Origin of the sequence: Burkholderia sp. Bmkn7, from assembly GCF_041103175.1 — a bacterium.
Classification (GTDB): Bacteria; Pseudomonadota; Gammaproteobacteria; order Burkholderiales; family Burkholderiaceae; genus Burkholderia; species Burkholderia cepacia.
Genome location: NZ_JBGCUH010000002.1, coordinates 2,486,168 through 2,510,937, shown reverse-complemented (window position 1 = coordinate 2,510,937; position 24,770 = coordinate 2,486,168). Strand labels below are relative to the sequence as shown.

General features: G+C 68.1%; 21 protein-coding genes. 8 read left to right on the top strand and 13 right to left on the bottom strand.

The window, feature by feature from the left end:
• Positions 1 to 80: 80 nt before the first annotated feature.
• The 4 genes from fhuB to AB3K92_RS17105 are packed head-to-tail and all read right to left on the bottom strand — an operon-like array spanning position 81 to position 5,572.
• Positions 81 to 2,105: a Fe(3+)-hydroxamate ABC transporter permease FhuB gene (fhuB, locus tag AB3K92_RS17120; protein ID WP_369465483.1), complete on the bottom strand. Its 2,025-nt coding sequence runs from the start codon at positions 2,103 to 2,105 to the stop codon at positions 81 to 83.
• Positions 2,098 to 3,072 (bottom strand): ABC transporter substrate-binding protein, encoded by a 975-nt coding sequence (locus AB3K92_RS17115; protein WP_369465482.1) that lies wholly within the window; start codon positions 3,070 to 3,072, stop codon positions 2,098 to 2,100. Before AB3K92_RS17115 ends, fhuB begins: the two co-directional genes overlap by 8 nt.
• On the bottom strand, positions 3,069 to 3,899 hold the full coding sequence (locus tag AB3K92_RS17110; RefSeq protein ID WP_369465481.1) for an ABC transporter ATP-binding protein: 831 nt from the start codon (positions 3,897 to 3,899) through the stop codon (positions 3,069 to 3,071). The genes AB3K92_RS17115 and AB3K92_RS17110 overlap by 4 nt, the downstream gene beginning before the upstream one ends.
• Positions 3,896 to 5,572, bottom strand: a complete 1,677-nt coding sequence (locus tag AB3K92_RS17105; protein ID WP_318828212.1) for a cyclic peptide export ABC transporter — start codon at positions 5,570 to 5,572, stop codon at positions 3,896 to 3,898. Before AB3K92_RS17105 ends, AB3K92_RS17110 begins: the two co-directional genes overlap by 4 nt.
• Positions 5,573 to 5,791: 219 nt before the next feature.
• Here AB3K92_RS17105 and AB3K92_RS17100 point away from each other — a divergent pair, with 219 nt between their 5' ends.
• On the top strand, positions 5,792 to 6,577 hold the full coding sequence (locus tag AB3K92_RS17100; protein WP_042972995.1) for a helix-turn-helix domain-containing protein: 786 nt from the start codon (positions 5,792 to 5,794) through the stop codon (positions 6,575 to 6,577).
• 80 nt (positions 6,578 to 6,657) lie between these two features.
• Here the strand turns inward: AB3K92_RS17100 and AB3K92_RS17095 are convergent, their stop codons facing one another.
• The gene (locus AB3K92_RS17095) at positions 6,658 to 7,416 is read right to left on the bottom strand and encodes an SDR family oxidoreductase (protein WP_369465480.1); all 759 of its coding nucleotides are present in this window, start codon (positions 7,414 to 7,416) and stop codon (positions 6,658 to 6,660) included.
• A gap of 127 nt (positions 7,417 to 7,543) precedes the next feature.
• Positions 7,544 to 8,488: a LysR family transcriptional regulator gene (locus AB3K92_RS17090; RefSeq protein WP_369465479.1), complete on the bottom strand. Its 945-nt coding sequence runs from the start codon at positions 8,486 to 8,488 to the stop codon at positions 7,544 to 7,546.
• Between the two features lie 166 nt (positions 8,489 to 8,654).
• Here AB3K92_RS17090 and AB3K92_RS17085 point away from each other — a divergent pair, with 166 nt between their 5' ends.
• Positions 8,655 to 9,869 carry an FAD-dependent monooxygenase gene (locus AB3K92_RS17085; RefSeq protein ID WP_060232602.1) on the top strand — a complete coding sequence of 405 codons (1,215 nt, stop codon included), beginning with the start codon at positions 8,655 to 8,657 and terminating at the stop codon, positions 9,867 to 9,869.
• Positions 9,870 to 9,992: 123 nt separating this feature from the next.
• On the opposite strand, the gene AB3K92_RS17080 is transcribed toward AB3K92_RS17085, so the two are convergent.
• Both AB3K92_RS17080 and AB3K92_RS17075 read right to left on the bottom strand, forming a co-directional pair.
• Positions 9,993 to 10,925, bottom strand: coding sequence for an esterase family protein (locus AB3K92_RS17080; protein WP_059568824.1), 933 nt, complete (start codon positions 10,923 to 10,925; stop codon positions 9,993 to 9,995).
• 61 nt (positions 10,926 to 10,986) lie between these two features.
• Complete coding sequence (locus AB3K92_RS17075; protein ID WP_042973026.1) at positions 10,987 to 12,084, bottom strand: OpgC domain-containing protein; 1,098 nt, start codon at positions 12,082 to 12,084, stop codon at positions 10,987 to 10,989.
• A gap of 380 nt (positions 12,085 to 12,464) precedes the next feature.
• Here AB3K92_RS17075 and AB3K92_RS17070 point away from each other — a divergent pair, with 380 nt between their 5' ends.
• Complete coding sequence (locus tag AB3K92_RS17070) at positions 12,465 to 13,619, top strand: porin (RefSeq protein ID WP_021156938.1); 1,155 nt, start codon at positions 12,465 to 12,467, stop codon at positions 13,617 to 13,619.
• Between the two features lie 43 nt (positions 13,620 to 13,662).
• Here the strand turns inward: AB3K92_RS17070 and AB3K92_RS17065 are convergent, their stop codons facing one another.
• The gene (locus tag AB3K92_RS17065; RefSeq protein ID WP_042973000.1) at positions 13,663 to 14,574 is read right to left on the bottom strand and encodes a LysR family transcriptional regulator; all 912 of its coding nucleotides are present in this window, start codon (positions 14,572 to 14,574) and stop codon (positions 13,663 to 13,665) included.
• 138 nt (positions 14,575 to 14,712) lie between these two features.
• Between AB3K92_RS17065 and AB3K92_RS17060 the strand changes: the two genes are divergently transcribed.
• Positions 14,713 to 15,705 (top strand): aldo/keto reductase, encoded by a 993-nt coding sequence (locus tag AB3K92_RS17060; RefSeq protein WP_369465478.1) that lies wholly within the window; start codon positions 14,713 to 14,715, stop codon positions 15,703 to 15,705.
• A gap of 235 nt (positions 15,706 to 15,940) precedes the next feature.
• The gene (locus tag AB3K92_RS17055) at positions 15,941 to 16,681 is read left to right on the top strand and encodes a sulfite exporter TauE/SafE family protein (protein ID WP_369465477.1); all 741 of its coding nucleotides are present in this window, start codon (positions 15,941 to 15,943) and stop codon (positions 16,679 to 16,681) included.
• Between the two features lie 102 nt (positions 16,682 to 16,783).
• Here AB3K92_RS17055 and AB3K92_RS17050 read toward each other — a convergent pair whose 3' ends face one another.
• The 3 genes from AB3K92_RS17050 to AB3K92_RS17040 form a co-directional block, all read right to left on the bottom strand.
• Positions 16,784 to 18,970, bottom strand: coding sequence for a hypothetical protein (locus tag AB3K92_RS17050; protein ID WP_369465476.1), 2,187 nt, complete (start codon positions 18,968 to 18,970; stop codon positions 16,784 to 16,786).
• 501 nt (positions 18,971 to 19,471) lie between these two features.
• On the bottom strand, positions 19,472 to 19,858 hold the full coding sequence (locus AB3K92_RS17045) for an ester cyclase (protein WP_021156942.1): 387 nt from the start codon (positions 19,856 to 19,858) through the stop codon (positions 19,472 to 19,474).
• Between the two features lie 46 nt (positions 19,859 to 19,904).
• Positions 19,905 to 20,801 (bottom strand): LysR substrate-binding domain-containing protein, encoded by an 897-nt coding sequence (locus AB3K92_RS17040; protein WP_059488132.1) that lies wholly within the window; start codon positions 20,799 to 20,801, stop codon positions 19,905 to 19,907.
• Between the two features lie 521 nt (positions 20,802 to 21,322).
• Here AB3K92_RS17040 and AB3K92_RS17035 point away from each other — a divergent pair.
• From AB3K92_RS17035 to AB3K92_RS17025, 3 genes are all read left to right on the top strand, one after another.
• Entirely contained in the window at positions 21,323 to 22,180 is an 858-nt protein-coding gene (locus AB3K92_RS17035; protein ID WP_021156945.1) for a peptidoglycan DD-metalloendopeptidase family protein, read from the top strand.
• Between the two features lie 219 nt (positions 22,181 to 22,399).
• On the top strand, positions 22,400 to 23,299 hold the full coding sequence (gene bla, locus AB3K92_RS17030; RefSeq protein ID WP_369465475.1) for a class A beta-lactamase: 900 nt from the start codon (positions 22,400 to 22,402) through the stop codon (positions 23,297 to 23,299).
• 106 nt (positions 23,300 to 23,405) lie between these two features.
• The gene (locus AB3K92_RS17025; RefSeq protein ID WP_048022502.1) at positions 23,406 to 24,278 is read left to right on the top strand and encodes a LysR substrate-binding domain-containing protein; all 873 of its coding nucleotides are present in this window, start codon (positions 23,406 to 23,408) and stop codon (positions 24,276 to 24,278) included.
• A gap of 68 nt (positions 24,279 to 24,346) precedes the next feature.
• Here the strand turns inward: AB3K92_RS17025 and AB3K92_RS17020 are convergent, their stop codons facing one another.
• Positions 24,347 to 24,682 carry a hypothetical protein gene (locus tag AB3K92_RS17020; RefSeq protein ID WP_048022501.1) on the bottom strand — a complete coding sequence of 112 codons (336 nt, stop codon included), beginning with the start codon at positions 24,680 to 24,682 and terminating at the stop codon, positions 24,347 to 24,349.
• Positions 24,683 to 24,770 lie beyond the last annotated feature (88 nt).

Here is a 24,770-nt window from a genome sequence, read left to right as displayed (position 1 = left end):
GCCTCGTCTGTCTTGAATCCATGCACTACAGAACAATCGCCGGACCGACATCGTGGCCGATCACGCGACCCGTGACGCAATTACCGCCGCAACCCGCGCAGCATCACGAGCGCGACGAGCCACGGTCCGCCGAGCAGCGTGGCGACGAGGCCGGTCGCGATTTCCTGCGGAAAAGCGATCTGCCGCCCGAGCCAGTCCGCCGTCACCATCAGCAGCGCGCCGAGGGTCGCGGCCAAATAGAGCTGCGGCACGGGGCGGCGCGCACCGGAGAACCGTGCGATATGCGGCGCGATCAGCCCGACGAACGACAACGGCCCGACAATCACGGTCGCCGCCGCCGTCGACATGGCCGCCAGCAGCAGCAATGCGAAGCGCGCGCGACCCACGGGCACGCCGACGCTCGCCGCGACGTCCGTGCCGAGCGCCAGAGCGGCGAGCCAGCGTCCGGTCAGCGGTGCAACGGCGAGCGTGAGGAGCGCCAGTGCCGCGACGCTCCATGCGATGCCAGGCGCGACGTAGTACGTGGATCCGATCAGCAGATCGACGAGCACGCCCGCGCGCGGATCGCCGCTCGACATCAGCGCGCCGACTACCGTGTTGAACAGCGCACTGATCGACAGCCCGACGAGCAGCAGGCGCTCGGGCGCGAATCGCGCGCGCCGTCCGAACCAGACGAGCAGCACCAACGTCGCGAACGTGCCGGCCACGCAGCCTGCCACCAGCGCGGCGGGAACGAGGCGGTGACCGAGAAACAGCACGGCGACCATGCCGAACATGCCGCCGGAACCCACACCGAGCACGTCGGGACTCGCCATCGGATTCGCGCTCATGCGTTGCAGCAATGTTCCCGCGACTGCCAGCAGGGCGCCCGCCGCCAGCGCCGCGACGAGGTGGGGGCCGCGCCAGAACAGCAGGCTTTCGATTTGCGCGAGCGTTGCGACGCTCGTGCCGGTGGGGCCGCGAGAGACCGCCAGCGACAGCAGGCAGGCGAGCGGCAGCAGTATGGCCCACACCAGCGCGATCGCACGAGGCGCGCGGCGATCCTGCCGGGGGCCCGCGGCCGCATGCGCATCGGGCCGCGTGCGCAAACGCGGCAGCAACCCGACGAGCAGCGGCACGCCCACGATCGCGGTCGCGCTTCCGGTTGCGATCACGTGCGCGGAAAACAGGTCGGCCCGCGCGGCCGTGCGCACGATTTCATCGGTGAGCCACAGCAGCGCCGCGCCGGTGAGCGGTGACCACACGAGCCGCGCGCGCAATTGCCGCGCGCCGGCCAGGCGGGCCAGCAACGGTGCGGCCAGACCGATGAAGCCGATGACGCCGACTTCGGCGACCACGAACGCCGTGAGCGCGACCGCGACGAACAACGCGGCGCCGCGCACCCATCCGACCGCGACACCGAGATGGCGCGCCGTCGTGTCGCCTGCGTCGAACAGATTCAGCGGACGATAGAGCAGTGCGGCGCCGCCCGCGCAGGCGGCGAGCTGCATGCCCAGATGCAGCGTCGGTTGCCAGCCGTTCTGGTCGAGCGCGCCGCCGCCCCAGATCTGCAAGCCCGCAAGCCTGTCGAAATGCACCACCGAGATCGCGAGACTGATTGCGCCGCAGTACAGGTTCACCACCATGCCGCCGAGGATCACGCCGAGCGGCGACATACGTTGCGCCCATGCCAGCGCGAACACGACGAGCATCGCGGCCGCGCCGCCCGCCAGCGCCAGCGTGCTTCGACCCATGGCCAACCAGCCGGGCATCCAGATCGTCGCGACGGACAGCGTGAGATACGCGCCCGGGAATACCCCGAGCGTCATGGGTTCGGCGAGCGGATTACGCAGCACCTGTTGCATCAGCGTGCCCGCGAGACCGAGTGCGGCGCCGCACAGCAGCGTCATCGCGACGCGCGGCAGCAGGCTGTAGTGGACGAGCAAGGCCCCCACGTCCTGCGTGTCGGCGGTGGCCGCGAGCGCGTGCCAAAAGGATGCGCCCGCGAGTGCGCGATGCACGTCCGTGGCGGTGAGGCAGGCGGCGAGTACGGCCATGGCGCCGACCAGCGCCAGGCGCCGATCGCTTGTCCGCGCGACGCGTCCGGCCAGCACGAGGTTACGCAAGGCCGCCTCCGCCGTGCTCGAGTGTGGCGAGGGCGATCGAGACGGCCGCGGCGAAGCGCTGCATCGACACGAGTCCGCCGAAGGCCGCGATCACCGGCAGTACTGCGACGCGTTTCTCGCGCACGGCAGGCAACGCACGCCACAACGGGCTCCGGTTCAGCGCCGCACGAACGTCGGCGCGCAGCGGCCCGATCAGCAGCATGTCCGCATGCGGGACATCGAACAGGCGTTCCAGCGCGACGGTGGCCGAACCGGTTACGGAGGTGCGCCATGGCGTGGAGGACGCGCGGCTCGCCGCGTCGCGAGGATGGGCGGCATTGTCGACACCGATGCGCGCGAGCACGTCGTCGAACAGGCTCCCCGTGCCGTAGACGCGAAAATGTCGCTCGTCGAGTGCTTCGGCGACGATCACGGCGCGCGCCGGGTGAACCCCGGTGCCCGCGATCCGGGTGGCCGCCGACGCGAATTCCCGTTGCGCGGCGGCGATCAGCTCGGCGGCGCATAGCGGCGCATCGATCGCGCGCCCCATCGCGGATGTTTCGTCGCAGAGCACCTCGAGCGGCCGTGCAGCGCTCATGTATGTGCCCAGCGTGAGCGTCGGCGCGATGCGTCGGAGCGGCGTCATCAGCGCCGCATGGGCCGGCGTGACGATGATGAGATCCGGCGCGAGCGCGAGCAGCACCTCGAAATTCGGCTGATAGAGCAGGCCGATATCGGCGACGCCGGGCGGCAACGGCGGCGTCACGATGCCGCTCGCATACCAGTCGGGCAACGGAATGCCGACGGGCGCGCGCCCGAGCGCGAGCAGCGTTTCCGTCAGTTCCCAGTTGAGCACCACGATGCGGTGCGGGAACCGTGTGACCGCCGCAGCGGCGCATCGCGCGGAGAACCATGGGCCTGAGCCGGCGAGCGCGGTGAGCGCGACGAGCAGTTGCCGGCGGCGCGGATTCGCGACTAGCAGGTTCATGCCGGAAACCCCAGACGCCGCCCGCTGACCGGATCGGCGCTCACGCGCATCGGCACGCCGTAGATCGATTCGAGGTGTACAGGGTCCATGATGTCGGCGGCGCGCTCGCGCATCAGCAGACGGCCCTCGCGCAGCGCAACGATACGGTCGCAGAACCGCGCGGCCATGTTCACGTCGTGCAGGACGACGACGGCGCTCATCGCCCTCGTCGCGCAGAGCGTGCGCACGAGTTCGAGCACGGAGAGCTGATGGTTGAGGTCGAGCGCCGACGTCGGTTCGTCGAGCAGCATGCAGCGGCAGTCCTGTGCGACCAGCATCGCCAGCCATGCACGTTGACGCTCGCCGCCCGACAGTACGTCGACGGGGCGATCGGCGTGACGGAGCACATCCGCTGCACGCATCGCGCGCTCGACGTGCGCGGCGTCTTCGTCCCCGAAGCGTCCGAGCGCGCCATGCCACGGATAACGCCCGAGGGCGACCAGTTCGTGCACGGTCATGCCGTCGGTGGGCGGCGTCTGCTGCGGTAGATACGCGACCTCGCGCGCGAACTGGCGTGCGCCCCAGTCGGCGAGCGGCTTGCCCGCATAGCGAATCGTGCCGGCAGTGGGGGCGAGCTGACGAGCGAGCAATTTGACGAGCGTGGATTTGCCCGAACCGTTGTGCCCGACCAGCCCGGTCACGCATGCGGGGTCGATCGCGAGATTGATCGATTGCAGCAGGGGACGGCCGCTGGCGACGTACGACACGCGTTCGAGCGAGAACGTCGCGGCATTGCCGGTGCCGCCGCATGCGGAGCGGGGTGCTTCGTCCCGCACGATATCGCTCATGCCGCGCTCGCCATGTCGTTGCCGCCCGTACGCCGCGCGTTGTCCGCGCCGGCCGTGTCCGCGGTCATCGCGGCGATGCGTCCGTTCTCGAGTTTGACGAGACGGTCGGCGAGATCGAAGTAGCGATCGTCGTGCGTGATGACCAGCACGGTCTTGCCGTTCGCCTTCAGCGCGGGCAACAGCGTGCGATAGAACACGTCCTTGAAGGCCGGGTCCTGATCGGCCGCCCATTCGTCGAAGACATAGAACGGTCGATCCTCCAGGAATGCGACCAGCAGCGCGAGGCGCTTGCGCTGACCTTGCGAAAGGGCGAGCGTGGAGAACGTGCCGCGTTCGATGCGCACCTTGTGGTCGAGTTGCAGCGCGACGAGCAACGTACGCGCCATCCCTTCGCGTTCGCCGGTCAGGCCGAGCAGCGAATCGAACAGATGAAAATCGCTGAAGACCACCGAGAATCGCTGTCGATACGCGGCACGCGTCGTGTCGTCCACGGCGACGCCGTCGACGAGCAGACGGCCGCGCTCGGGCGCGTAAAGGCCGACGAGCAGCTTCGCGAGCGTGGTCTTGCCGCTGCCGTTGCCACCGACGAGATACACGAGCTCTCCGGCGTCGAACGTCAGATCGATGGGCCCGAGCGTGAACAGGCCGTCGTCGCTTTCGCGCACATAGCGATGTTCGACACCTTCGAACGCGATGCGCGAGAATCCTTCGGCCGGGGCGGGGGCGGAACCGGCGTGATTGCCTGGCTCGGCAGGCAGCGCCGCTTCGAGCGCGCCGATGCGCTCGAACGCAACGCGTGCCGAGTTGAGCGACGGTAGCGCCGCGAGCAACCCTTCGACGGGCATGATCAGATAGAGGAACACGAGCGCGTAGCCCGACATGACGTGTGCGTCGGCGCCGAACAGATGCGCGAGCACGAAAGTCGTGAGGCCGACGAAGCCGAACAGCAGCAAATTGCCCCAGCTTGCCGCGAGCGCGTGCAGCACATAGCCGCGTGTGCGCTGCACGCGCACCGCTTCCACGTGCGGTGCGAGCTCGCTGCCGACGAACGCGTTCGCGCGTGCGCGATGCAGCTTGAGTTCCTTGGCGCCGTCGAACAACGCACGAAACTGGTTCAGCAGCGTGTCCTCGCGGTCGCGCGAGGCGCGCAGATGACGCAGCGCACGGGCGCTCACCAGCTGCGTGCCGAGCGTGCCGGCCCCGAGCACGCCCAGCGCGACCGCGAGGATCGGCAGCGAGAGCATGCCAAGGTACGCGAGACAGCCGACGATCACGGCGCCCTGCATCGCAATGGAGGGCAGGCTCACGAAGAACACGACGATGCTGTCGAGATCCTGGGTCAGCGCGCCCACCGCGCGGGCCGCGCCGCACCGCTCCAGGTCGCGGAACGACGCGGCGGTAATGCGTCCGATCGTCTGCATGCGCAGTTGAGCCTTGACGCGTTGACCGAGATACATGAACAGCGCCTGCGAGCCGATGCGCGTCACGAGCACCAGCGCGGCGAGCAGCACGAAGCGCATGCCCAGGTGCATCAGCTGTGCGCCCGATGCTTGCAACGCCTGGTTGATGAGTGCCACGAGCGCCGCGTTCGCGAAGCCGCTCGCGAGACTCGCGAGCAGCGCGACCGGCAGCAACCAGCGTGAGTAGCGGAGCAATGAGGCAATCGGAGGCATAAGTCGTCGGAGGTCGTGCGGACGTGCTGGCTGCACGTGTTGCGTCTCATAGATAAGAATGAGACGTATTAAATATGGAGAACGGGGTTTGGCCGTAACCGTTGATGGATAAGGAGATTAATGCCTCGCGCAGCCGAAAGGTAGACACGCGATATCGAATTTTTGACAGAATTTGGTGAATTTGAAATATCATGGCGCACTTCCTTTCGACCATCTCCGATGAAGGCCTTCCTGCTCAAGCGCTATCCGCTGGCGCGGGTGCCGCTGCCGCGCCAAGTGGCGGCGACCCTCGTGAACTACCGTCAAGGCGAACGCGTGGCTTGGCATCAGCATCGCCATGGCCAGCTCGTCTTTGCAGCCAAGGGCGTCGTCCGCGTGCTCACGCCGGCCCGAACGTGGACGCTCCCGCCGTCGCGGGCGGTGTGGCTGCCGTCGGACGTCGATCACGAACTGCACGCGGTGGGCGACACCGCGCTATGCAGCGTCTATGTGGAACCCGAAGTGTTTCCGTGGCCTTGGGAAGAGCCGGCGGTCATCGCCGTGTCGGTGTTGCTGCGGGAACTCGCGCTCACGGTGGTCGACGGGGCGGACACTTATACGGCCACGAGCCGTGCCGGGCTCGCCGCGTCGTTGCTGATGAAAGTGCTGGCGGAAACGCCGAGCCTCGCGGAGCCGGGTGTGCCCTTGCCGCGCGACGAGCGCCTGCTCAAGCTGTGCGAGCACATGATGAACGACCCCGCGAGCGATCTCACGCTGGACTTCTGGGGCGAGCAATTCGGCGCGAGCGGCCGTACGCTCGCGCGCCGGCTGCATGCCGAGACGGGGCTGACGTTCGTGGCCTGGCGGCAGCAGATGCGCGTCGCGGAAGCGATCACGCGCCTCGCGCTCGGCCAGTCGGTTGCGCAGGTGGCAAAAGATCTCGGGTATCGCAGCGCGAGCGCGTTCATCGTCATGTTCCGACGGATCACGGGCGAATCGCCGCAGCGATATCTCGCGGCGACCTGAGCAGGGCTGATTCGGGCCGGCCCGGCGATGCGGCGCCGCGGACGCAGGCGGCCCGAACGGGATTCGATGTCGCCGCGCGCTTACCCTCGCCCGACGAACGGCATGGCCGTTGCCATGATCGTCATGTTCAGGATGTTCGTGTCGAGCGGCAGGTTCGCCATCTGGACGATCGCGTTCGCGACGTGCGTGACGTCCATCCGCGCTTCGGGCGCGAGGCTGCCGTCGGCTTGCGGGACGCCTTGCGTCATCCGTTCCGTCAGCGACGTCGCGGCGTTGCCGATGTCGATCTGGCCGCACGCGATGTTGTACCGGCGGCCGTCGAGCGCCAGCGCCTTGGTGATGCCGGTCACCGCATGCTTGGTGGCCGTGTACGCGATCGTATCGGGGCGCGGCGCATGCGCCGAGATCGAGCCGTTGTTGATGATGCGGCCGCCCTGCGGCGTTTGCGTTTTCATCAGGCGCCATGCGGCCCGTGCGCACAGAAAGACGCCGGTCAGGTTCGTCGCGACGACGCCGTTCCACACGTCGAATTCGTATTCGTCGAGCGGAACCGGCGGCGCGTTGCGGCCGGCGTTGTTGAACAGCACGTCGAGCCGGCCGAACTGCTGCGCGATCCGCGCAAACGCGCGGTCGACCGATGCTTCGTCGGTGACGTCCGCAGGAAACGCGTGCGCGTCGCCGCCGGCGGCGCGGATCGCGTCCTGCGTTTCGCGCAACGAGGCCTCCGTGCGACCGAGCAGCGCGACGGTGAATCCCGCCTGGGCGAGCGCGACGGCCGCTGCGCGACCGATGCCGGAGCCGGCGCCGGTGACGGCTGCGAATTTCTTCGAGACAGACATGGCTTGATTTCCTGCTGGTTGAAAGAGGACGAGGCGGCCGGTGACCGGGATCATCGCCGCATTCGGCAATGTAGTCGAAATGCGCGGCGCGCATGTCCGGGCGACATCGCAACGCACGCTCGGCTGACTACTTCGTCCTGCCGGGCACGGCCCTGCGTGCCCGCGTGCCGGTCTGCGCAAACAGATCGACCACGACGTCGCGCAGCCACCGGTTCCCCTCGTCCTGGTTGACCCGTGCATGCCAGAGCATGTGAATCGGCGTACCTGGCAGCGCGACGGGCAGTGCGCGCCAGCTCAGCGAAAACGGTGCGGCGAGCTGTTGCGCGAGATGCTCGGGCACCGTCGCGATCAGGTCGGTGCGCTGCAGGATGTAGCCGACGCTCATGAAATGCGGCACCGTCAGCCGCACCTGTCGCGTCACGCGACGGCGCTTCAGCCATTCGTCCACCTGCCCGTGACCGGTGCCGGCCGACACCACGACCAGATGTTCGGCATTGCGCCATGCGTCGACCGTCAGCGGCGCGTCCTCGAGCGGATGCCCCCGCCGGAACAGGCACACATAACGCTGATCGAACAGCCGGCGCTGATAGAAGCCGCCCTTGAGCTGCGGCAGCAGGCCGATCGCGAGATCGACGCGGCCGTCGGCCATTTCGTCGCCGAGGTTGATGCTCGTGTTGCGCACGGTATTGAGCGCGATGCCCGGCGCCGCGTGCGACAGGTGTTCGAGCAGCGCGGGCAGGAACACGACTTCGCCGATGTCGGTCATGCCGATCGTCAGCGTGCGCGTGGCGCGCAGCGGATCGAAACCGGTCTCGGGATTGAGCGCGGCGTGCAGTGTCGCAAGCGCGTGCGACACGGGTTCCGCCAGGCGCAGCGCGAACGGCGTCGGCACCACGCCGCCCGGCCCGCGCACGAACAGCGGATCGCCGAGCCGGCGGCGCAGCTTCGCGAGGGCGTTGCTCACGCCCGGCTGGCTCATGTTCATCTGCTCGGCGACGCTCGACACGCGCCGTTCCTGCATCAGCCGCTGGAAAAGCAGCAGCAGGTTGAGGTCGATATCGCTCAGTTCCATGGGTTTTGCCTCGCCCGGTTCATTGCATCCGGTGATGATGCAGATTCATTTCATTTTATTGTGGAATGAAAGTCGGCTCCCGAGAATACCGATACGGCCCATGCAATCGGCATGGCCGCTGCGCACGTCGCACACCCCACATCGGAATATCGGAGACACCTTCATCATGCAGACGAACCTGAAGATTGCGATCGTCGGCGCCGGGATCGGCGGCCTGACGCTCGCGCTCGCGCTGCGCGAGCACGGCATCGACGCGCAGATCTACGAACAGACGGAGGTGCTGCGCGAAGTCGGCGCGGCCGTCGCGCTGTCGGCCAATGCGACGCGCTTCTACGAACGCATGGGCCTGCGTGCGGCCTTCGACGCGGTGTGCGCGGACATCCCGGGGCTCGTCTATCGCGACGGCCGCAGCGGCGCGGTGATCGGCCATCATCGCGGCGAGCCCGACTATCGCCGGCAATTCGGCGGCGCGTACTGGGGCGTGCATCGCGCGGATCTGCAGGCCGTGCTGTCGAAGGCGGTCGGCCTCGACCGCATCCATCTCGGCCACCGGCTGACCGATCTCGTGCAGCACGCCGATCGCGTCACGCTGGCGTTCGACAACGGCGTGCGCATCGATGCCGATCTCGTGATCGGCGCCGACGGCGCGCGCTCGATCACGCGGCGCTGGATGCTCGGCTACGACGATGCGCTGTATTCGGGCTGTTCGGGGTTTCGCGGCGTGGTGCCGGCCGCGCGGCTGAGCCTGCTGCCCGATCCCGAAACGCTGCAGTACTGGATCGGGCCGCACGGGCACCTGCTGCACTATCCGATCGGCGACGACGGCGACCAGAATTTCCTGCTGGTCGAGCGTCATCCGTCACCGTGGCCGTCGCGCGACTGGGTGATGCCGTCGGAAGAGGGCGAGCAACTGCGTGTATTCAGGGACTGGCATCCGGCGGTGGTGCAGATGATCACCGCGGTGCCGATCAGCCAGCGCTGGGGCTTGTTCCATCGGCCGCCGCTCGGCCGCTGGAGCCGCGGGCGCGTGACGCTGATCGGCGACGCCGCGCATGCGCTGGTGCCGCACCACGGGCAGGGGGCGAACCAGTCGATCGAGGATGCGGTGGTGCTGGCGGCGCAACTGGCGCAGGCCGGGCCGGGCAACTGGCGCGAAGCGCAGGAAGCGTACGAGCGGCTGCGTCGCGGCCGCACGCGCAAGGTGCAGTACGCGTCGATTTCCGTGGCTGACGTGCTTCACCTGCCCGACGGGCCGGCCGCGCAGGCACGCAACGCGCGTCTGGCCGAGCGCGACAGCGTGCTGCATCACCTGGACTGGATTCACGATTTCGATGCGCTCGCCGGGGAGCCGGACGAGCGGCAGGGCGGCACGTGGCTTTGAACCCGCCGTCGGGCCCGGGCGCGCCGGGACGGCGTGCGCAGCGCATGGGACGGGGCGACGGCCTGCGGCCGGCCGGTCACCGTCGGGCCGGGTGAAAACGGGCGGGGTCGCGCCCGCGCGCAATCACTTCACGCACTCGAGCGCGTACTTCAGTCCCGTCCCGAGCAGCCCGCGCCAGACGTCCCACGTATGCCCGCCGTCGACGATGCGCAGTTCGGCCGGGTTCTGCGCGCGGCGCAGGTGCGTGTACAGCACGCTCGATTCGGCCTGGATGGTCAGGTCGTCGTCGCCGGCCGCGATGAACATCGGGATTCGCCAGCTGCGCGCGAAATAGCCGCGCATCAGCGCCGGGTAGTTGAGTTCGTGCCACACGCGCGGGTCGAACTGCCGGTCGCCGAACACGCCGACGTAGCGCGCGGCGGAATTGAGCGGCGGCTCGTTCGCGTAGATCGCGGGGCTCAGCAGCATCGCGCCGCAGAACAGCCCCGGTTCGAGCAGCGAGAAGCGCAGCGCGCCGAACCCGCCCATCGACACGCCGCCGATCGCACGGCCCGCGCGCTGGTTCGACACCGCGAAGTGCGCTTCGACTTCGGGCAGCAGGTCGTTGAGGAACGCGCTCTGCATCTTCTCCTTGCGGTCGACGTACCAGTCGGTGCCGCCTTGCGGCATCACGATCACGACGGGCGGAATCTCGCGGCGCTCGATCAGCGTGTCGGCGGTGGCCTGCAGCCGGCCCTGCGTGACCCAGTCGTTCGCGTTGCCGGCATTGCCGTGCAGCAGGTACATCACCGGGTAGCGCGCGCCTTCCGGGTTGTAGCCGGGCGGCAGGTAGACCGTGTACGACCAGTCGCGCTTCAGCGACGCCGACCGGAACGTGCGCAGCACGACGCTGCTGCCCGGATTGAGCGCGGGCTCCTGGGCGGCCGACGGGGTCGTCGCGGTCTGGACGGCCGGCGGCGGCGCGGGCGGTGCCGCCGGCGCGGGCGGCGTGGCGCGGGCGGTGGCGATGGAGCCGGCGATCAGGGCGAGGGCGAACGGAAGGGCGAGTCGGCGCATGTCGAATCGTTTCAGGAGAGGCGCCGGCTATCGTAGCAGCGGCGCATGACGGCGCGGCGCGTCATCGCCGCGATCGGAACGGCAGCCGCGCGACGAGCGGCCCGTAGAGTTTGGCGACGAGATACAGCAGGCCCATCGCGACGACGTCGGCGGTCAGCCCGAGTTTCACGTCGAGATAACCCTCGGTCGCCTGGTAAAGCAGCGAATCGACCGCGAGCGAGATGCCGGTGCCCGCGACGAAGCACAGCAGCCCCTGCCGGCCGATCGTGCCGATCCACGGCATCGCGTGCGCGACCTTCTTCATCCAGCCGAGGTGGACGAGCTTGGCCGCGAGCCACGCGATCGCGAGGAAGTTCGCGAGCCGCAGCGCGCCGAGGTTCTGCTTGATCGACGGATCGGTCGGGAACGGTTCGATGCGCAGCCGGTAGTACGCGCCGGCCGCGACGATCGCGAGCGACACGGCCGTCAGCAGCCAGCCCTGCGGCTTGGGCGCGAGCGTCTGGTAGACGGGCTGGCAGCGCGCGATCACGCCGAGCACGAACAGGAACTGCCACGCGAACGGGTTGAAGTCCCACGGCGCGCCTTCGACGGTCGGCAGGAAGCGCGCGACGTGCGGCGCCGCGAACCACAGCGAGCCGCTGAACGCGAGCAGCAGCCACGGCTGCGTGCGTGCGAGCGGCAGCGTGAGCGGGACGAGCAGCGCGAAGAACGCGTACATCGGCAGCACCGACGCGAGGTACGGCTGGCGGCGGAACAGCAGGATGTCGCGCAGCGCGGCGAGCGGCTTGTGGAGCAGGCCGTCGAGATCGTTGGTCGGCATGTTCGGGCCGTCGATCGCGAATGCGTTCAGCACGGCGGTGATCAGCAGCATCAGGCCGGCCGTCACGAGGAATGCACGGTAGATCTCGAACGCGCGCCGGATGAAGCGCTGGCGCGCGGCGGCTTCGTCGTGCCGCTCGGCGAGCGAGTTGTACGCGATCGCGGTCGCGAAGCCGCCGAGGAACACGAACACCTCGGCCGCGTCGCACAGCGCGTACGCGTGCAGCGTCACGCGCGACAGGATGCTGCCGCCGATGTGGTCGACGACGATGACGAGCAGCACGAGGCCGCGAAAGAAATCGAGCTCGGCGTAGCGGCCGGCCCGGGCCGGCGCGGTCATCGGGCCGCCTTCCGGCGCGGGCCGCGTGCACGGCCGGCACACGCCGCGCATGAATCGGGGTGAAGCATGACTTCGTGAAGAAATGACGAACGGATGCGCATTGTGCCACCGATGCGCCAGGCCCCGGGTTTACGCGGATGGCGGCGCGTCCCGCCGCTGCCGATAAGCCGGGTCAGGCCGTCCGCGCGGCGGGGCAGTTGGACGAGCGCAACGTTTTGCGCAGGGTTCACATGCCCCGATGGACGGACGGTTTGCGACGTGACACCATTTTGTCCTCACGCGGCCGCACACCGCGTCGTCCGCCCTGCGGGCCACCCATACAACAGATCAAACATTCGCCGGGCGCGCGACTCGCCCGGCCCCGGCTCCGGAGATCCGTCATGAAGAAGCACGTCATTTTTGCCGCCGCGCTGGCCGCTTTCGCCGCGCCGGTCTTCGCCCAGAACAGCGTGACGCTGTACGGTGTGATCGACGAAGGCTTCAACTACACGAACAACGTGAATGTGAATGGGGTCGGAAAGTCGAACTACCAGCTCGCGAGCGGTTATGCGCAGGGCAGCCGCTGGGGCCTGAAGGGCAGCGAGGATCTCGGCGGCGGGCTGAAGGCGATCTTCACGCTGGAAAACGGTTTTGACGTCAACAACGGCCGGCTCGGGCAAGGCGGCCGCATGTTCGGCCGCCAGGCGTTCGTCGGGCTCTCCGAGTCGCGCTTCGGCACGCTGACCTTCGGCCGCCAGTACGACTCGGTCGTCGACTACCTGGCGCCGCTCACGGCCAACGGCAACTGGGGCGGCACGCTGTTCTCGCACCCGTTCGACAACGACAACACGGACAACTCGTTCCGCGTCAACAACACGGTCAAGTATGCGAGCGCCGACTGGAACGGCCTGACGTTCGGCGGCACGTACAGCTTCAGCAACAGCACCGGCTTCTCGAACAATCGGCAGTACAGCCTCGGTGCGCAGTATTCGCTGGCCGGGCTGCAGGTCGCGGCCGCGTACCTGCAGGCGAACAACCCGGGGGTCGGCAACGCGGGCGCGATCGCCGCGGATGACGCGAACTTCGTCGCCGACCGCCTGCGGATCTTCGGCGGCGGCGTCAACTACACGTTCGGCCAGGCCACGGTCGGTTTCGTCTACACGAAGACTGACGTGAAGAATCCGGTATCGACGGTCTACCTGCCGGCTTCGACGTTCGCCGGCCTCGGGCTGACCGCGACGAAGTTCCAGAACTTCGAGATCAACGGCAAGTACCAGCTCACGCCCGATTTCTATCTCGGCGCGCAGTACGTGTACACGGACGGCAAGTTCGATGCCGCGGCCGGATCGTTCAAGCCGAAATATCACACGGTCGGCCTGATGGCCGACTACAGCCTGTCGAAGCGCACCGACGTTTACCTGCAGGGCGCATGGCAGAAGGTTGCCGGCGACAAGACCGGCACCGCGGCCGACGGCGGCTACGTGGTCGGGACGGACGGGCCGTCGGCGTCGTCGAACCAGTTCGCGGTGCGCGCCGCGATCCGCCACAAGTTCTGAGCGGTTCGACCGGCGGGGGCCGGCGCCCCGGCCCCAGCCCGCGTCAGCCCGCCCGGTACGGGCCGCCGAGCGTCTCCGCGAGCCAGTCGACGAAGATCCGCACGCGTGGCGCGAGATGCCGCCCGGTCGGAAACACCACCGACACGGGCAGCGGCTCGGCATTCCATTCCGGCAGCACCTCGACCAGCGAGCCGTCCGCCAGCAGCGGCCCGAGCCCTTCGCGCGGCGCCTGGATCAGCCCGAGGCCCGCGAGACAGCACGCGAGATACGCCTGCGAGCTGTTGACCGACACGATGCTGCGCATCTTGACCGCGTGCAGCTCGCCCGTATCCATGTCCGCATATTCCCAGTCCAGCTCACGGCCCGTTCGGCTCGAGAAATAGCCGACCGCGACGTGGTCCGGCAGCTCGTCCGGCGAGCGCGGCGTGCCGTGGCGCGCCAGATACGCGGGCGCCGCGCAGTTGATCTGCGCCAGCTCGCCGATGCGCCGCGCGACGAGCGACGTGTCGGACATCGTGCCGACCCGCACCGCGCAGTCGATGCCGTCGGCGACGAGATCGACGAAGCGGTCGGTCGTGCCGATCACGACGCGCAGGTCGGGGTAGCGTGCGTGGAAATCCGGTAGCGCCGGAATCATCTGGTTCACCGCGAAGCGCTCGGGCAGGTCGACGCGGATCGCGCCGCGCGGCGTCGCGCCGGCGTCCTCGAACAGCGTTTCCGCATCGTCGAGATCGGCCAGCAACCGCATGCAGCGCTCGTAGTAGGTCGCACCCTCGGCCGTCAGCGCGACGCGCCGTGTCGTGCGCTGCAGCAGGCGGACCTTCAGGTGCTTTTCCAGATACTGGACGGCGTTGCTGACTGTCGGGCGCGGCAGTTGCAACTGCTCGGCCGCCTTCGTGAAGCTGCCGAGATGGGCGACGCGCGCAAAGATGCGCATTGCATGCAGATGATCCATGCGGGGCGGGGGTGTGGGCGGATGGACAGGCTCCATTGTTAATCAGCGTCGAATGGTTTGGTGGAGTGTTTCGCATTTATCGCGCGTCGCGATGCGCCCAGAATCCTGCCTGTTGATTCATCACTCGAGGAAACGGACATGGATAGGCGTGAACTGGGCCGGTCGGGCCCGCGGGTATCGGCGCTCGCGCTGGGCTGCATGGGAATGTCGGACTTCTACGGGCCGGCCGATCGCGCCGAGAGCATCGCGACGCTGCACGCGGCGCTCGACCACGGCATCACGATGCTCGACACCGGCGATTTCTACGGAATGGGCGACAACGAGATGCTGATCCGCGATGCGCTGCGCGGCCGGGCGCGCGACCAGGTGCTGATCAGCGTGAAATTCGGCGCGCTGCGCGATCCGGCCGGCGGGTTTGCGGGCTACGACGCGCGGCCGGCGGCGATCCGCAACTTCGTCGCGTACTCGCTGAAACGGCTCGGCACCGACTACATCGACATCTACCGGCCGGCGCGCGTCGATCCGGCGGTGCCGATCGAGGAGACGATCGGCGCGATCGCCGATCTCGTGAAGGCCGGGTACGTGCGCCATATCGGCCTGTCGGAAGCCGGCGTCGACACGATCCGCCGCGCGGCGGCCGTCGCGCCGATCTCCGACCTGCAGATCGAATATTCGCTGCTGTCGCGCGGTATCGAGGCCGGGATCCTGCCCGCGTGCCGCGAACTCGGGATCGGCGTGACGGCCTACGGCGTGTTGTCGCGCGGGCTGCTCGGCGGGCGCTGGAGCACGGCGCGGCAGGGCGAGCGCGATTTCCGCGCGGCGAGCCCGCGCTTCCAGGGCGAGAACCTCGCGCACAACCTCGCGCTCGTCGATGCGCTGCGCGCCATCGCCGACGAGAAGGGCCGCAATCCCGCGCAGGTCGCGATCGCGTGGGTGCTGTCGCGCGGCGGCGATATCGTGCCGCTGATCGGCGCGCGCAAGCGCACGCAACTCCAGGACGCGCTGCAGGCGGCAGAGATGCAACTAACGGTCAATGACATCATGCGCATCGAAGCGGCGGTTCCCGCCGGGGCGGCTGCCGGTGAGCGCTATCCGGCCGCACAGATGGCTCACCTCGACAGCGAGCAGTGACGGGGGGCATTTCATGGGGACGGATCGACCGGGCCGGTAGCCGGCGCACGCGACCTGCGTTGAACGAAGGCCGGCGTGCGCCGAACGGCGGCGGCGCGGTATGCGAATGCGCGCGTGCGCCGGCCGCGCCGGCTCCGCGCGGCAGGCCCGAGCCAGCCTCAGGCAAAGCCAGATGGCGGGCGGCGCGATCGGGGTTCACCATCGGCGCCGTACTCAACCGGACGGAATGCCTTTCATGCACATTCACACGCTGACGATCGTCGCGGTGGTTTTCCTGCTGGCCGGCGCGGTCAAGGGAATGATCGGGCTCGGCCTGCCGACCATCGCGATGGGCTTGCTGACGCTCGCGATGCCGCCGTCGGCCGCCGCGAGCCTGCTGCTCGTGCCGTCGTTCATCACCAACGTGTGGCAGTTGTGGCTCGGCCCGTCGTTCGGGCCGTTGCTGCGCAGGCTGTGGCCGCTGCTCGCCGGCCTGACGATCGGCACGCTGACGGGCGGGTTGCCCGCGCTCGCGGCCGGCAGCACCTGGACGCATGCGGCGCTCGGCGTGGTGCTGATCCTCTACGGACTGTGGGGGCTTGCCGCCGCGCGGCTGCCCGCGCCGGGGCGCCACGAAAAATGGCTGTCGGCCGTGGTCGGCTACCTGACGGGTGTCGTGACGGCCGCGACCGGCGTGTTCGTCGTGCCGGCCGTGCCGTACCTGCAGGCGCTGCGGCTGCCGAAGGACGACCTGATCCAGGCGCTCGGGCTGTCGTTCACCGCCTCGACGATCGTGCTCGGCCTGCAGTTGCGCGTGACGGGCGCGCTGGAGACGGTCGATCTCGGCGTGTCGGCGCTCGCGCTCGTGCCGGCGCTGGCGGCTATGGCCGGCGGGCAATATGCACGGCGCGTGATGAGCGAGAAGGCCTTCAAGCGCTGCTTCTTCGTCGGGCTGATCACACTCGGCGCGTACATGGCGGCTTCGGGGTGGCGGTGAGCGGGCATCGCCGGCGAGCGTGATGCCCGCTGTCCGTGACGATCCCGAAGCCGGCTGACGAAACCGGCTTCGGGCGCATTCACCGGGCGCGGGTCACCCCGCTCAGGCCGGGTCGGCGTACTTCAGGGTCCATCCGAACGTACGGGTCGCGCCCGCGCCGAGCGCGAACGGCTTCGTCGTGCACGCGAAGTTCGAATGCAACTGCCCGATCGGCGTCGTCGACAGCGGATTCGTCGTGCCGTTCACCGTATCGAAGGCGGACAGCGCGCAGTTGTCGAACCCGGTCGTCGCATAACCGGTCGCGGGGCTGTTCGCGTACGCGACCGACACGCCGTCGCCGTTGGCCTGCGTCGACGCGAAATCCGCGAACGACGTGAAGTCCGTTTCGACCGACAGGTTGCCGGTGAGCGTGCCGGTGCTCAGCGTGTCGCTGCGCGCCACCGAGCCGTGCGCGAACGTCAGCACCGTGTGCACCTGGAGGTCGAGATCCGTCGTGTACGCCGCGTTCTTCGATGCGAGCCGGAACTTCGCGGTATCGAACGACACGATCACCTGCCCGTTGACTTGCTGGACATTCAGGTTCTTGTAGTACGTGACGGGAATGTAGGTCTTGCCGTTGTACGACACCTGCGGAATCAGCAACGCGTAGCCGAGATCGGTCGTGCCGTAGGTGAGCTTGTCGGAGGACGGCACCGGGTAGTACGGCGTGAACGAGTTGTAGTCGGGCGCCTGGCTGAGATTCAGGTTGATCACGCGCCGGCCGTCGCGCACGGTCACCAGGGCCGCGCTGTACGGATGCGCGGGGTCGTTCGGCTGGTTGTACCAGGTGAGCGTGTAGTGCGGGCGCGCGTCGAGCCATGCGTTGTAGTCGGCGTCGGCCATCGGTGCCTTGCCGCCGAAGCCGAGCTTGTTCCACCATGCGTTCACGTACAGGTACTGGTGCAGCAGGCTGAAGTTCTCGCCCATCACGCGCGGCTTGCCGCGATACGCGTCCGTGCCGCGACCCTTGACCCACATGTTCACCGAGGGCGTCGGCAGCGACGGGTCGTACCAGAACGTGTCGAAGCGATGCGCCGCCTTCGTGATGAACGTGTAGGCGACCTGCTTCTCCTGGTCGGACAGCACGCCGGCGTTGGCCGCGGCCGTCAGCACTTCCATGAACGCGGAATCGCCGTACGGGCCGATCGAGCGGCCGTAGTTGAAGCCTTCGCCGTCGCCGTTCAGCTGCGGCAGGATCAGGTCGACGGACTTGCGCAGATACCCCTTCAGTTCCGGCGTGAAATTCGCTTCGTTGCCCATCTCGAACGTGCGCTCGGTCACTTCGCCGATCAGCAGCGTGCTGTAGCGGTCGAAGCGCGCCTGGTCGTAGTAGGTCGTGTGCGTGTTCGACGCTTCGTCCGAGAAGCCGCCCGACGAGTCGTTGCGGATATGGTTCGTGAGCGTGTACAGCAACGCGTCGCGCGCGCCCATCGTCGCGACCGATGGATCGGCCTTCGATGCGAACGACGGGCTGCTCCAGCCGAGCTTCTGGCGCAGCCCGGCGATTCCGTAGGACACCGCATAGTAGTTCTGTGCGGTGTTGAGCGACGCGATGTCGATCGGCGTGCCGGCGGCCGGGCACGTGTCGACCTTGCCGCTCGCGTCGGGGCCGAACATGTCGCAGAACCGCAGCCGCTGCTGCAGCGTCGCGAGCATCGCGTCGCTGAAGACTTCGTTGAGCATCCCGTGCGCCTGCAGGTTGTTCAGCGCGACGAGATAGTAGTACTCGCCCCACGACGTATTCGCATACGTATAGTTGCCGCCCGACTGCGCCATCATCGCGGTCGTGATCTTCTGGTAGGTCGCGAGGTAGCTCGCGTATTGCGGATCGTTCTTCGACTTCATGTCGATCAGGATGTACGACAGGCCGAGCGCGAGCTTGCCGGGCAGGAATTTGTCGCCGGTGTTCGTGTCGAGCACGTGGACGGGCGTGCCGTCGCCGAGATCCATCACGACCTGCGTGAAGTCGGGCGACTTCCGAATCAGGTCGAACAGCGCGCGCATCTGGCCCATCATCGTGATCGGCGTATCCGTGCCGGCCGGCACGCTCGTGTCGGCCGCGCCGTAGACGAGCGCCTGCAGCGAGTTCGCCGCGAGCGCGGAGGCGGGCGGCGACGTCGGCGTCGAGTTCGATGGCGGGGACGACGACGACGGCGGATCGGTGATGTCGTTGCCGCCGCAGGCACTGACGAACAGGACGGAAAGGGCGCTGAGCGCGGCGCCGAGCGCGAATCTGCTGCGCGGATGCATTGTGTCTCCAGTTTTGAATAGTGATGACGGACGGGCGGGTGTGGCCGTTGCCGCGCTCGATGCCCGTGCGTGGCCGCCGCCTTGCAACCCTGATCCCTGAAGACGGACGGCCTGAATTACCACTCGAGCGGGCAAGCGTTCTCCCTGCACGGGCCGTGACCGGCGTCGTGCGGATGCATTGGAAAACGTTTTCCAAATTTAGGCATTGGACGGTGCGATGTCAATGAACTTTCACATCGGATGCGCCGGTAGAAACCCGGATGGCGGGAGCAGAGGGCGTGGGAGGGGAATCGGAATGACGCGTGAATCGCCGGAATTTTCCTGATGGTCGAGCGGTCATCGCGCGAGAGCGATCGCGCGTTGGCGTGGCGGGCGGAGCATGACACGGAAACGGGTTCTCGACACGTAATGAGAGAAAACGTTATCCATAAGAATCGAAGTGCATGGAGTCACCCCTGACCACCGGCCACCGCACGCCACGACCCGTCGTTTCGACGACGTTCAAAGCTGCTTTTCGATCGCCGCCTTGTCGATCACCGACCACACCTGGCGGATCTTGCCTGCGTGAAACTCGTAGAACACGTTCTCGGCGAACGTGACCTTGCGGCCGTCGACGGCGAGCCCCATGAACGTCCCTTTCGGCGAACACGCGAAGCGAAGGCGGCACGCGACGCGCGGCGGCTCGCACACGAGCAGCCGGATCTCGAAACGCAGATCGGGAATGTCGCGGAAATCCTGTTCCAGCATCGCGCGGTAACCGGCGAGGCCGAGCGGCCGGTCGTTGTGGATCACGTCGTCGGACACGTACTCGCCGAGCGACGTCCAGTCCTGCCGGTTCAGGCAGTCGATATACGCGCGATAGCGGGTGGCGAGATCGGTATCGGTCATGGCCAAGTCTCCGTCTGTCGATGGGGCGAGTCGGGCGCGGCGCGCGTTACGGCGGCGGTGCGTCGCCCGACAGGAACGCGACGAACTCGCGTGTGTACTTCGGCAGCGCATCGAACGACCGCGCGCACAGCTTCAGGCGGCGGTGGCTCCACGGATCGGACAGCTCGACGAGCCGCACGTCCATCGTCTGCATCGCGCGCTCGGCCGCATGGCGCGACACGATGCCGATGCCCACGCCGCTGGCGATCACGCGGCAGATCGCGTCGAAGCTCTTCAGCTGCACGCGGTAGCGGATCCGCTTGCCGAGCGCGCGCGCCTGGTCGGCGAGATGCACCTGCAGCGCGCTGCCGTCGGTGAGGCCGATGAAGTCGGCGTCGGCGATCGTGTCGAACGCAACCTTGTCGTGTGACGCGAGCGGATGCGCGGCCGGCACGACGACGATCAGCCAGTCCTCGCGGAACGGCTTCTGTTCGAGCCCGCCGAGCCCGACCGAATCGGCGACGATGCCGACCTCGGCCGTCTTGTTGCGGATCGCATGCACGATCTCCTGGCTCGAGCGCTCCTCGACGCTGATCGACAGCTTCGGATGATGCGGCAGGTAGTCGGCCAGCGCGTCGGGCAGGTATTCGCTCAGCGACGCCGTGTTGCACAGCAGCCGGATATGCCCGCGCAACCCCTGGCCGAATTGCTGCAGTTCGCCGCGCATGTGGTCGATCTGCTGCAGCACGGTGCGCGCGTGGTGTTCGAGCGCGCGGCCTGCGTCGGTGGCCTGCGCGCCCGCCTTGGTCCGGTGCAGCAGCGGTACGCCGAGCTCGTCCTCCATGCCGCGGATGCGTTCGCTCGCGGCCTGCAGCGTGATGTGGGTCCGCTCGGCCCCGCTCGTGATCGTGCCGGCGTCGCAGATGTTCAGGAAGAGCCGCAGGTCGGTCAGGTCGAAGCGCATGAGGGTGGGGGCGATCGTGTTGGAATGGCCGATAAGTTAGCAGGGAACCGCGGCCGGGGTCTCAGGCTTGGCCTGAGGCCTGATTCGCCGGTTCCGAATTTTCGGGGCGCGATCGATGACGGATCATGGCCGCACTTCAACCAGGGGAGCCTGTCATGCGGATCGATCCATCGTGGGGCGTGTCGTTCAAGATCGCGCTGCACGTGCTGTTCCTGTGCATCGGCATCGCGTGGGCCTGTTCCGAACTGGCCGCGTGGCTGCGTTGAGCGTCGCGGCGCGCCGCAGTGGTACGCTGCGACGCCTATCAAAATGAGTTCGCCATAGTTTTACAGAACGAAAATTCTTCCGCTTCCGCGCGAAAAGACCATCAAGTTTTTCCGAATCGGACCGTATTACCGGTAGCGAATGCCGGCCGGCATCCGGTTCGTGATCGTTTGTCATCATTGTTTTCATCCGGTTACACGTCGGCCGTTCCGTTTTTGAGATGCTTGAAAGATTGTCAAACCGGAGTCGGATCGTCCATGAAATCGCGCGAGATTCACCGTCACGCGGCGTGGCTGCCGGGCCTGGCCGCCGTGCTCGTCATGGCCGGTTGTGCAAGCACGCAGTCCGTTCCGCCGAGCGACACGCTGGCGGCACAGTCATTACCGTCGAGCCCGCCGGCCGTTGCGCCGGCGGCCGTCACCCCGCCTCCCGCGCCGATTCTCGTTGCGCAGAAGTACATCGTGAAGCGCGGCGACACGCTGACGGGCATCGCGTCCGCGAACGGCTGCAGCATTGCCGACCTGCGCACCTGGAACAAGCTGGGCGCGAACGGCAGGCTGCGCATGGGGCAGGTGCTGCGCATCGTCAGGCAGCAGCCGCTGCCGCCGCCGGGCGCAGCCGGCATGCAGGCCGCGTCGTCGGCTGCGAGCAATGGCGCGGGGAGCAGCCCGGCATCGGCGCAGGCCACCGCGTCGACCGCGAGCGACCGTCAGGTCGTCAAGGAAACGAAGCGGCATGCGGGCGGTGTCGCGCTCAAGTGGCCCGCCAACGGCAAGATCGTCGACGGGTTCCGGCCGGGGCAGAACCGCGGCATCCAGATCGCCGGCCGGCCGGGCGACCCGGTCCGCGCCGCGGCCGACGGCCGCGTGATGTACGCCGGCACCGGCCTGAACGATTACGGCAGCCTGATCATCGTCCAGCACAACGCGGATTTCCTGACCGCCTATGCGCACAACCGCAGGCTGCTCGTGAAGACAGGCGACATCGTGCGCCAGGGCGACGAGATCGCCGAGATGGGCGACCTCGACAACTCGCGTGTCGCGTTGCTGTTCGAAGTGCGGCGCGACGGCAAGCCGGTCAATCCGATGCCGTACCTGCCTTCGTCGCAAGGGTGAGGCAGGGTCGTTTCGCTGGAACGTGGCGGCGGTCGCTGCTACGCTAGGGCCTGTTCATGCGAATCCCGTGCTTCACGCGGGGCCGACGGCCATCTTCAGGGGATGCGCGGTGAATACCGTCGCGGGCCGGCCGCCGGCGCGAACGCGGGCGCTTCGTTGAAGCGCGCCCGCGTTGCTTCGTGCCACCGTTTCCGACAGAAGACAGAACACACCTCATCCATGGAACACTCTCCGACACGCCGCTCGCTGTTGCTTGCCGCCGTGGCCGCGCCGTTCGTCGCCGCGTGCACGTCCGCGCCGGTCGCCGACCAGGGGCGCGCCCATACCGCCCAGGCCGAATTGACCGCGCTCGAGAAGGCGTCGAACGGCCGGCTCGGTGTCGCCGCGCTCGATACGTCGAACGGCGTGCGCATCGCTCACCATGCGCGCGAACGCTTCCCGCTGTGCGGCACGTATGCGGTCGTCGCGGCTGCCGCGATGCTCGCGCGCGGCTCGCTCGACGCTTCGCTGCTGCCGCGCCGAATTCTTTACCGCCGCTATGAAATCGTGTCGGGCTCGCCGGTCACGGAAAGCCACGTCGACACGGGCATGACGATCGAGCAGCTGTGCGTGGCGATGCTGCAGTCGGGCGACAAGGGGGCCGGCAACCTGCTGATGGGTGTGCTGGGCGGCCCGCAAGCCGTCACGTCGTTCGCGCGCGCGAGCGGCGACACGTCGTTCCGCCTCGATCACTGGGAACCCGAACTGAATCACGCGGCGCCCGGCGACGAGCGGGACACGTCGACACCGGTCGAGATGATCGACACGCTGCAGCGGCTGCTGCTCGGCAACACGCTGCCCGACGCGCAGCGCGCGCAGCTGACGGAATGGATGGTCGGCGGCGCGCGCGGCGCGACCGGCATCGCGGCGGGCGTGCCGCCCGGCTGGCGCATCGCGGACAAGGCCGGCACGGGCGGTTACGGCACGACGACCGACGTCGCGGTGCTGTGGCCACCGTCGCGTGCGCCGATCGTGATGGCCGTGTCGTTCACGCAGCCGCAAGCCGCGGCGGCGGCCCGCGCGGACGTCGTCGCGTCGGCGGCGCGCATCGTGGCGGGTGCACTCACCGCGACGGCCTGAGCGCGTCGCTCCTCGCGCAAAACCGGCGTTTGGCTTATCGTGTCGGACAGCGCGCGCCGGAGCCGGCGCGCGGCCCTTCCGCGCCGTTTTTGCGTTTGCCTTCTTCATGCGCCGACTTCCGCCCCTGCACGCACTGCAGATCTTCTCGACGGTGGCCCGCCACCGCAGCTTCACGCGCGCGGCCGAGCAGCTGTGCATCACGCAGGGCGCGGTGAGCCGGCAGATCCAGACGCTCGAGGCGCATTACGGCTTTCCGCTGTTCAAGCGGCATGCGAAGGGGCTCACGCTGACGGCGGAGGGCGAGCAGTTGCTGCCGGTCGTCAACGAGAGCTTCGCGCGGATCGAGGACATCTCGATGAAGCTCACGCGCCAGCGCACCGATCTCGCGCTGAAGGTGCCCACCTGCGTGATGCGCTGGATGCTGCCGCGCATCATGCGCTTCCAGGGCGAGCATCCCGATCTCCATGTGCAGATCACGACCGCGTGGCAGCACGTCGTCGATTTCTCGACCGAGCCGTTCGATGCGGCCGTCGTCTACGGCACGGCGCCGGGCCCCGGCGTGTTCGCACTGCCGCTGTTCGACGAGCGGCTGACACCCGTGTGCGCGCCCGAGCTGCGGCAGGCGTCGCCGCTCGATGCGGTCGGCGATCTCGCGCGCCATACGCTGCTGCATCCGACGCGAGACCATCGCGACTGGCGTGCGTGGCTCGATCATGCGGGCGAGCGCAGTGTCGATCCCGCGCGCGGGCCGACGTTCGACACGCTCGATCTCGCGACGAACGCGGCGATGCAGGGCTTCGGCGTCGCGATCGGCGACGTGACGCTCGTCGACGACGACGTCAGTGCACACCGGCTCGAACGGCCGTTCGACATCGTGCTCGAAACCGGCGCGCGTTACTTCTTCGTGTATCCCGAGACCATCGGCAGCCAGCAGAAGATCCGCGCGTTCAGCGACTGGATCGCGCGCCATCGCGACTGAGCGGCGACGCGCGCACGTTCACCGAACCGGCGTGCGGAACCCGCCGTGCGTCGCGCCGGCGAACGGCTTTACTGGTATGTCACGACCGCGATCATCGGTGCGTGATTGTTGCCGGGACGGTTCGGTAAAACGATTGCGCGCGAGGCCTGAGTAAAGGTCGTGGTCTTGATCGCCTGCTGGCTCGCCGCGTCGACGAACGCGATCTGGCCGGTTGCCGGGCGCGGACAGTCGGCGCGTACGCGCCCGTTGGCGACATCGGCCGTATCGAGCGCGAACGAGCAGGGCGGCTCGACGATCATGCCGGAGAAGTGGATGATGCCGGACGCGCCGGCAGCGAAGGACGAGGAAGTGGCCAGAAGCGAGGCAGCCAGGGCGAACGAGGCGGCGATATGGCGATGCTTCATGACAGGCTCCAGAGAGGAAGCGCGTCGCAGCGGGGCCGCTCGGGTGGCAGTCCGTCAACGCCGCGATGCTGTATGCGTAAACGGCAGA

Bases quoted from the DNA above. Each gene is read 5' to 3' on its own strand.
- AB3K92_RS17115 (WP_369465482.1), bottom strand. From the start codon at position 3,072: ATGAACCTGCTAGTCGCGAATCCGCGCCGCCGGCAACTGCTCGTCGCG.
- AB3K92_RS17110 (WP_369465481.1), bottom strand. From the start codon at position 3,899: ATGAGCGATATCGTGCGGGACGAAGCACCCCGCTCCGCATGCGGCGGC.
- AB3K92_RS17105 (WP_318828212.1), bottom strand. From the start codon at position 5,572: ATGCCTCCGATTGCCTCATTGCTCCGCTACTCACGCTGGTTGCTGCCG.
- AB3K92_RS17100 (WP_042972995.1), top strand. From the start codon at position 5,792: ATGAAGGCCTTCCTGCTCAAGCGCTATCCGCTGGCGCGGGTGCCGCTG.
- AB3K92_RS17095 (WP_369465480.1), bottom strand. From the start codon at position 7,416: ATGTCTGTCTCGAAGAAATTCGCAGCCGTCACCGGCGCCGGCTCCGGC.
- AB3K92_RS17090 (WP_369465479.1), bottom strand. From the start codon at position 8,488: ATGGAACTGAGCGATATCGACCTCAACCTGCTGCTGCTTTTCCAGCGG.
- AB3K92_RS17085 (WP_060232602.1), top strand. From the start codon at position 8,655: ATGCAGACGAACCTGAAGATTGCGATCGTCGGCGCCGGGATCGGCGGC.
- AB3K92_RS17080 (WP_059568824.1), bottom strand. From the start codon at position 10,925: ATGCGCCGACTCGCCCTTCCGTTCGCCCTCGCCCTGATCGCCGGCTCC.
- AB3K92_RS17075 (WP_042973026.1), bottom strand. From the start codon at position 12,084: ATGACCGCGCCGGCCCGGGCCGGCCGCTACGCCGAGCTCGATTTCTTT.
- AB3K92_RS17070 (WP_021156938.1), top strand. From the start codon at position 12,465: ATGAAGAAGCACGTCATTTTTGCCGCCGCGCTGGCCGCTTTCGCCGCG.
- AB3K92_RS17065 (WP_042973000.1), bottom strand. From the start codon at position 14,574: ATGGATCATCTGCATGCAATGCGCATCTTTGCGCGCGTCGCCCATCTC.
- AB3K92_RS17060 (WP_369465478.1), top strand. From the start codon at position 14,713: ATGGATAGGCGTGAACTGGGCCGGTCGGGCCCGCGGGTATCGGCGCTC.
- AB3K92_RS17055 (WP_369465477.1), top strand. From the start codon at position 15,941: ATGCACATTCACACGCTGACGATCGTCGCGGTGGTTTTCCTGCTGGCC.
- AB3K92_RS17050 (WP_369465476.1), bottom strand. From the start codon at position 18,970: ATGCATCCGCGCAGCAGATTCGCGCTCGGCGCCGCGCTCAGCGCCCTT.
- AB3K92_RS17045 (WP_021156942.1), bottom strand. From the start codon at position 19,858: ATGACCGATACCGATCTCGCCACCCGCTATCGCGCGTATATCGACTGC.
- AB3K92_RS17040 (WP_059488132.1), bottom strand. From the start codon at position 20,801: ATGCGCTTCGACCTGACCGACCTGCGGCTCTTCCTGAACATCTGCGAC.
- AB3K92_RS17035 (WP_021156945.1), top strand. From the start codon at position 21,323: ATGAAATCGCGCGAGATTCACCGTCACGCGGCGTGGCTGCCGGGCCTG.
- bla (WP_369465475.1), top strand. From the start codon at position 22,400: ATGGAACACTCTCCGACACGCCGCTCGCTGTTGCTTGCCGCCGTGGCC.
- AB3K92_RS17025 (WP_048022502.1), top strand. From the start codon at position 23,406: ATGCGCCGACTTCCGCCCCTGCACGCACTGCAGATCTTCTCGACGGTG.
- AB3K92_RS17020 (WP_048022501.1), bottom strand. From the start codon at position 24,682: ATGAAGCATCGCCATATCGCCGCCTCGTTCGCCCTGGCTGCCTCGCTT.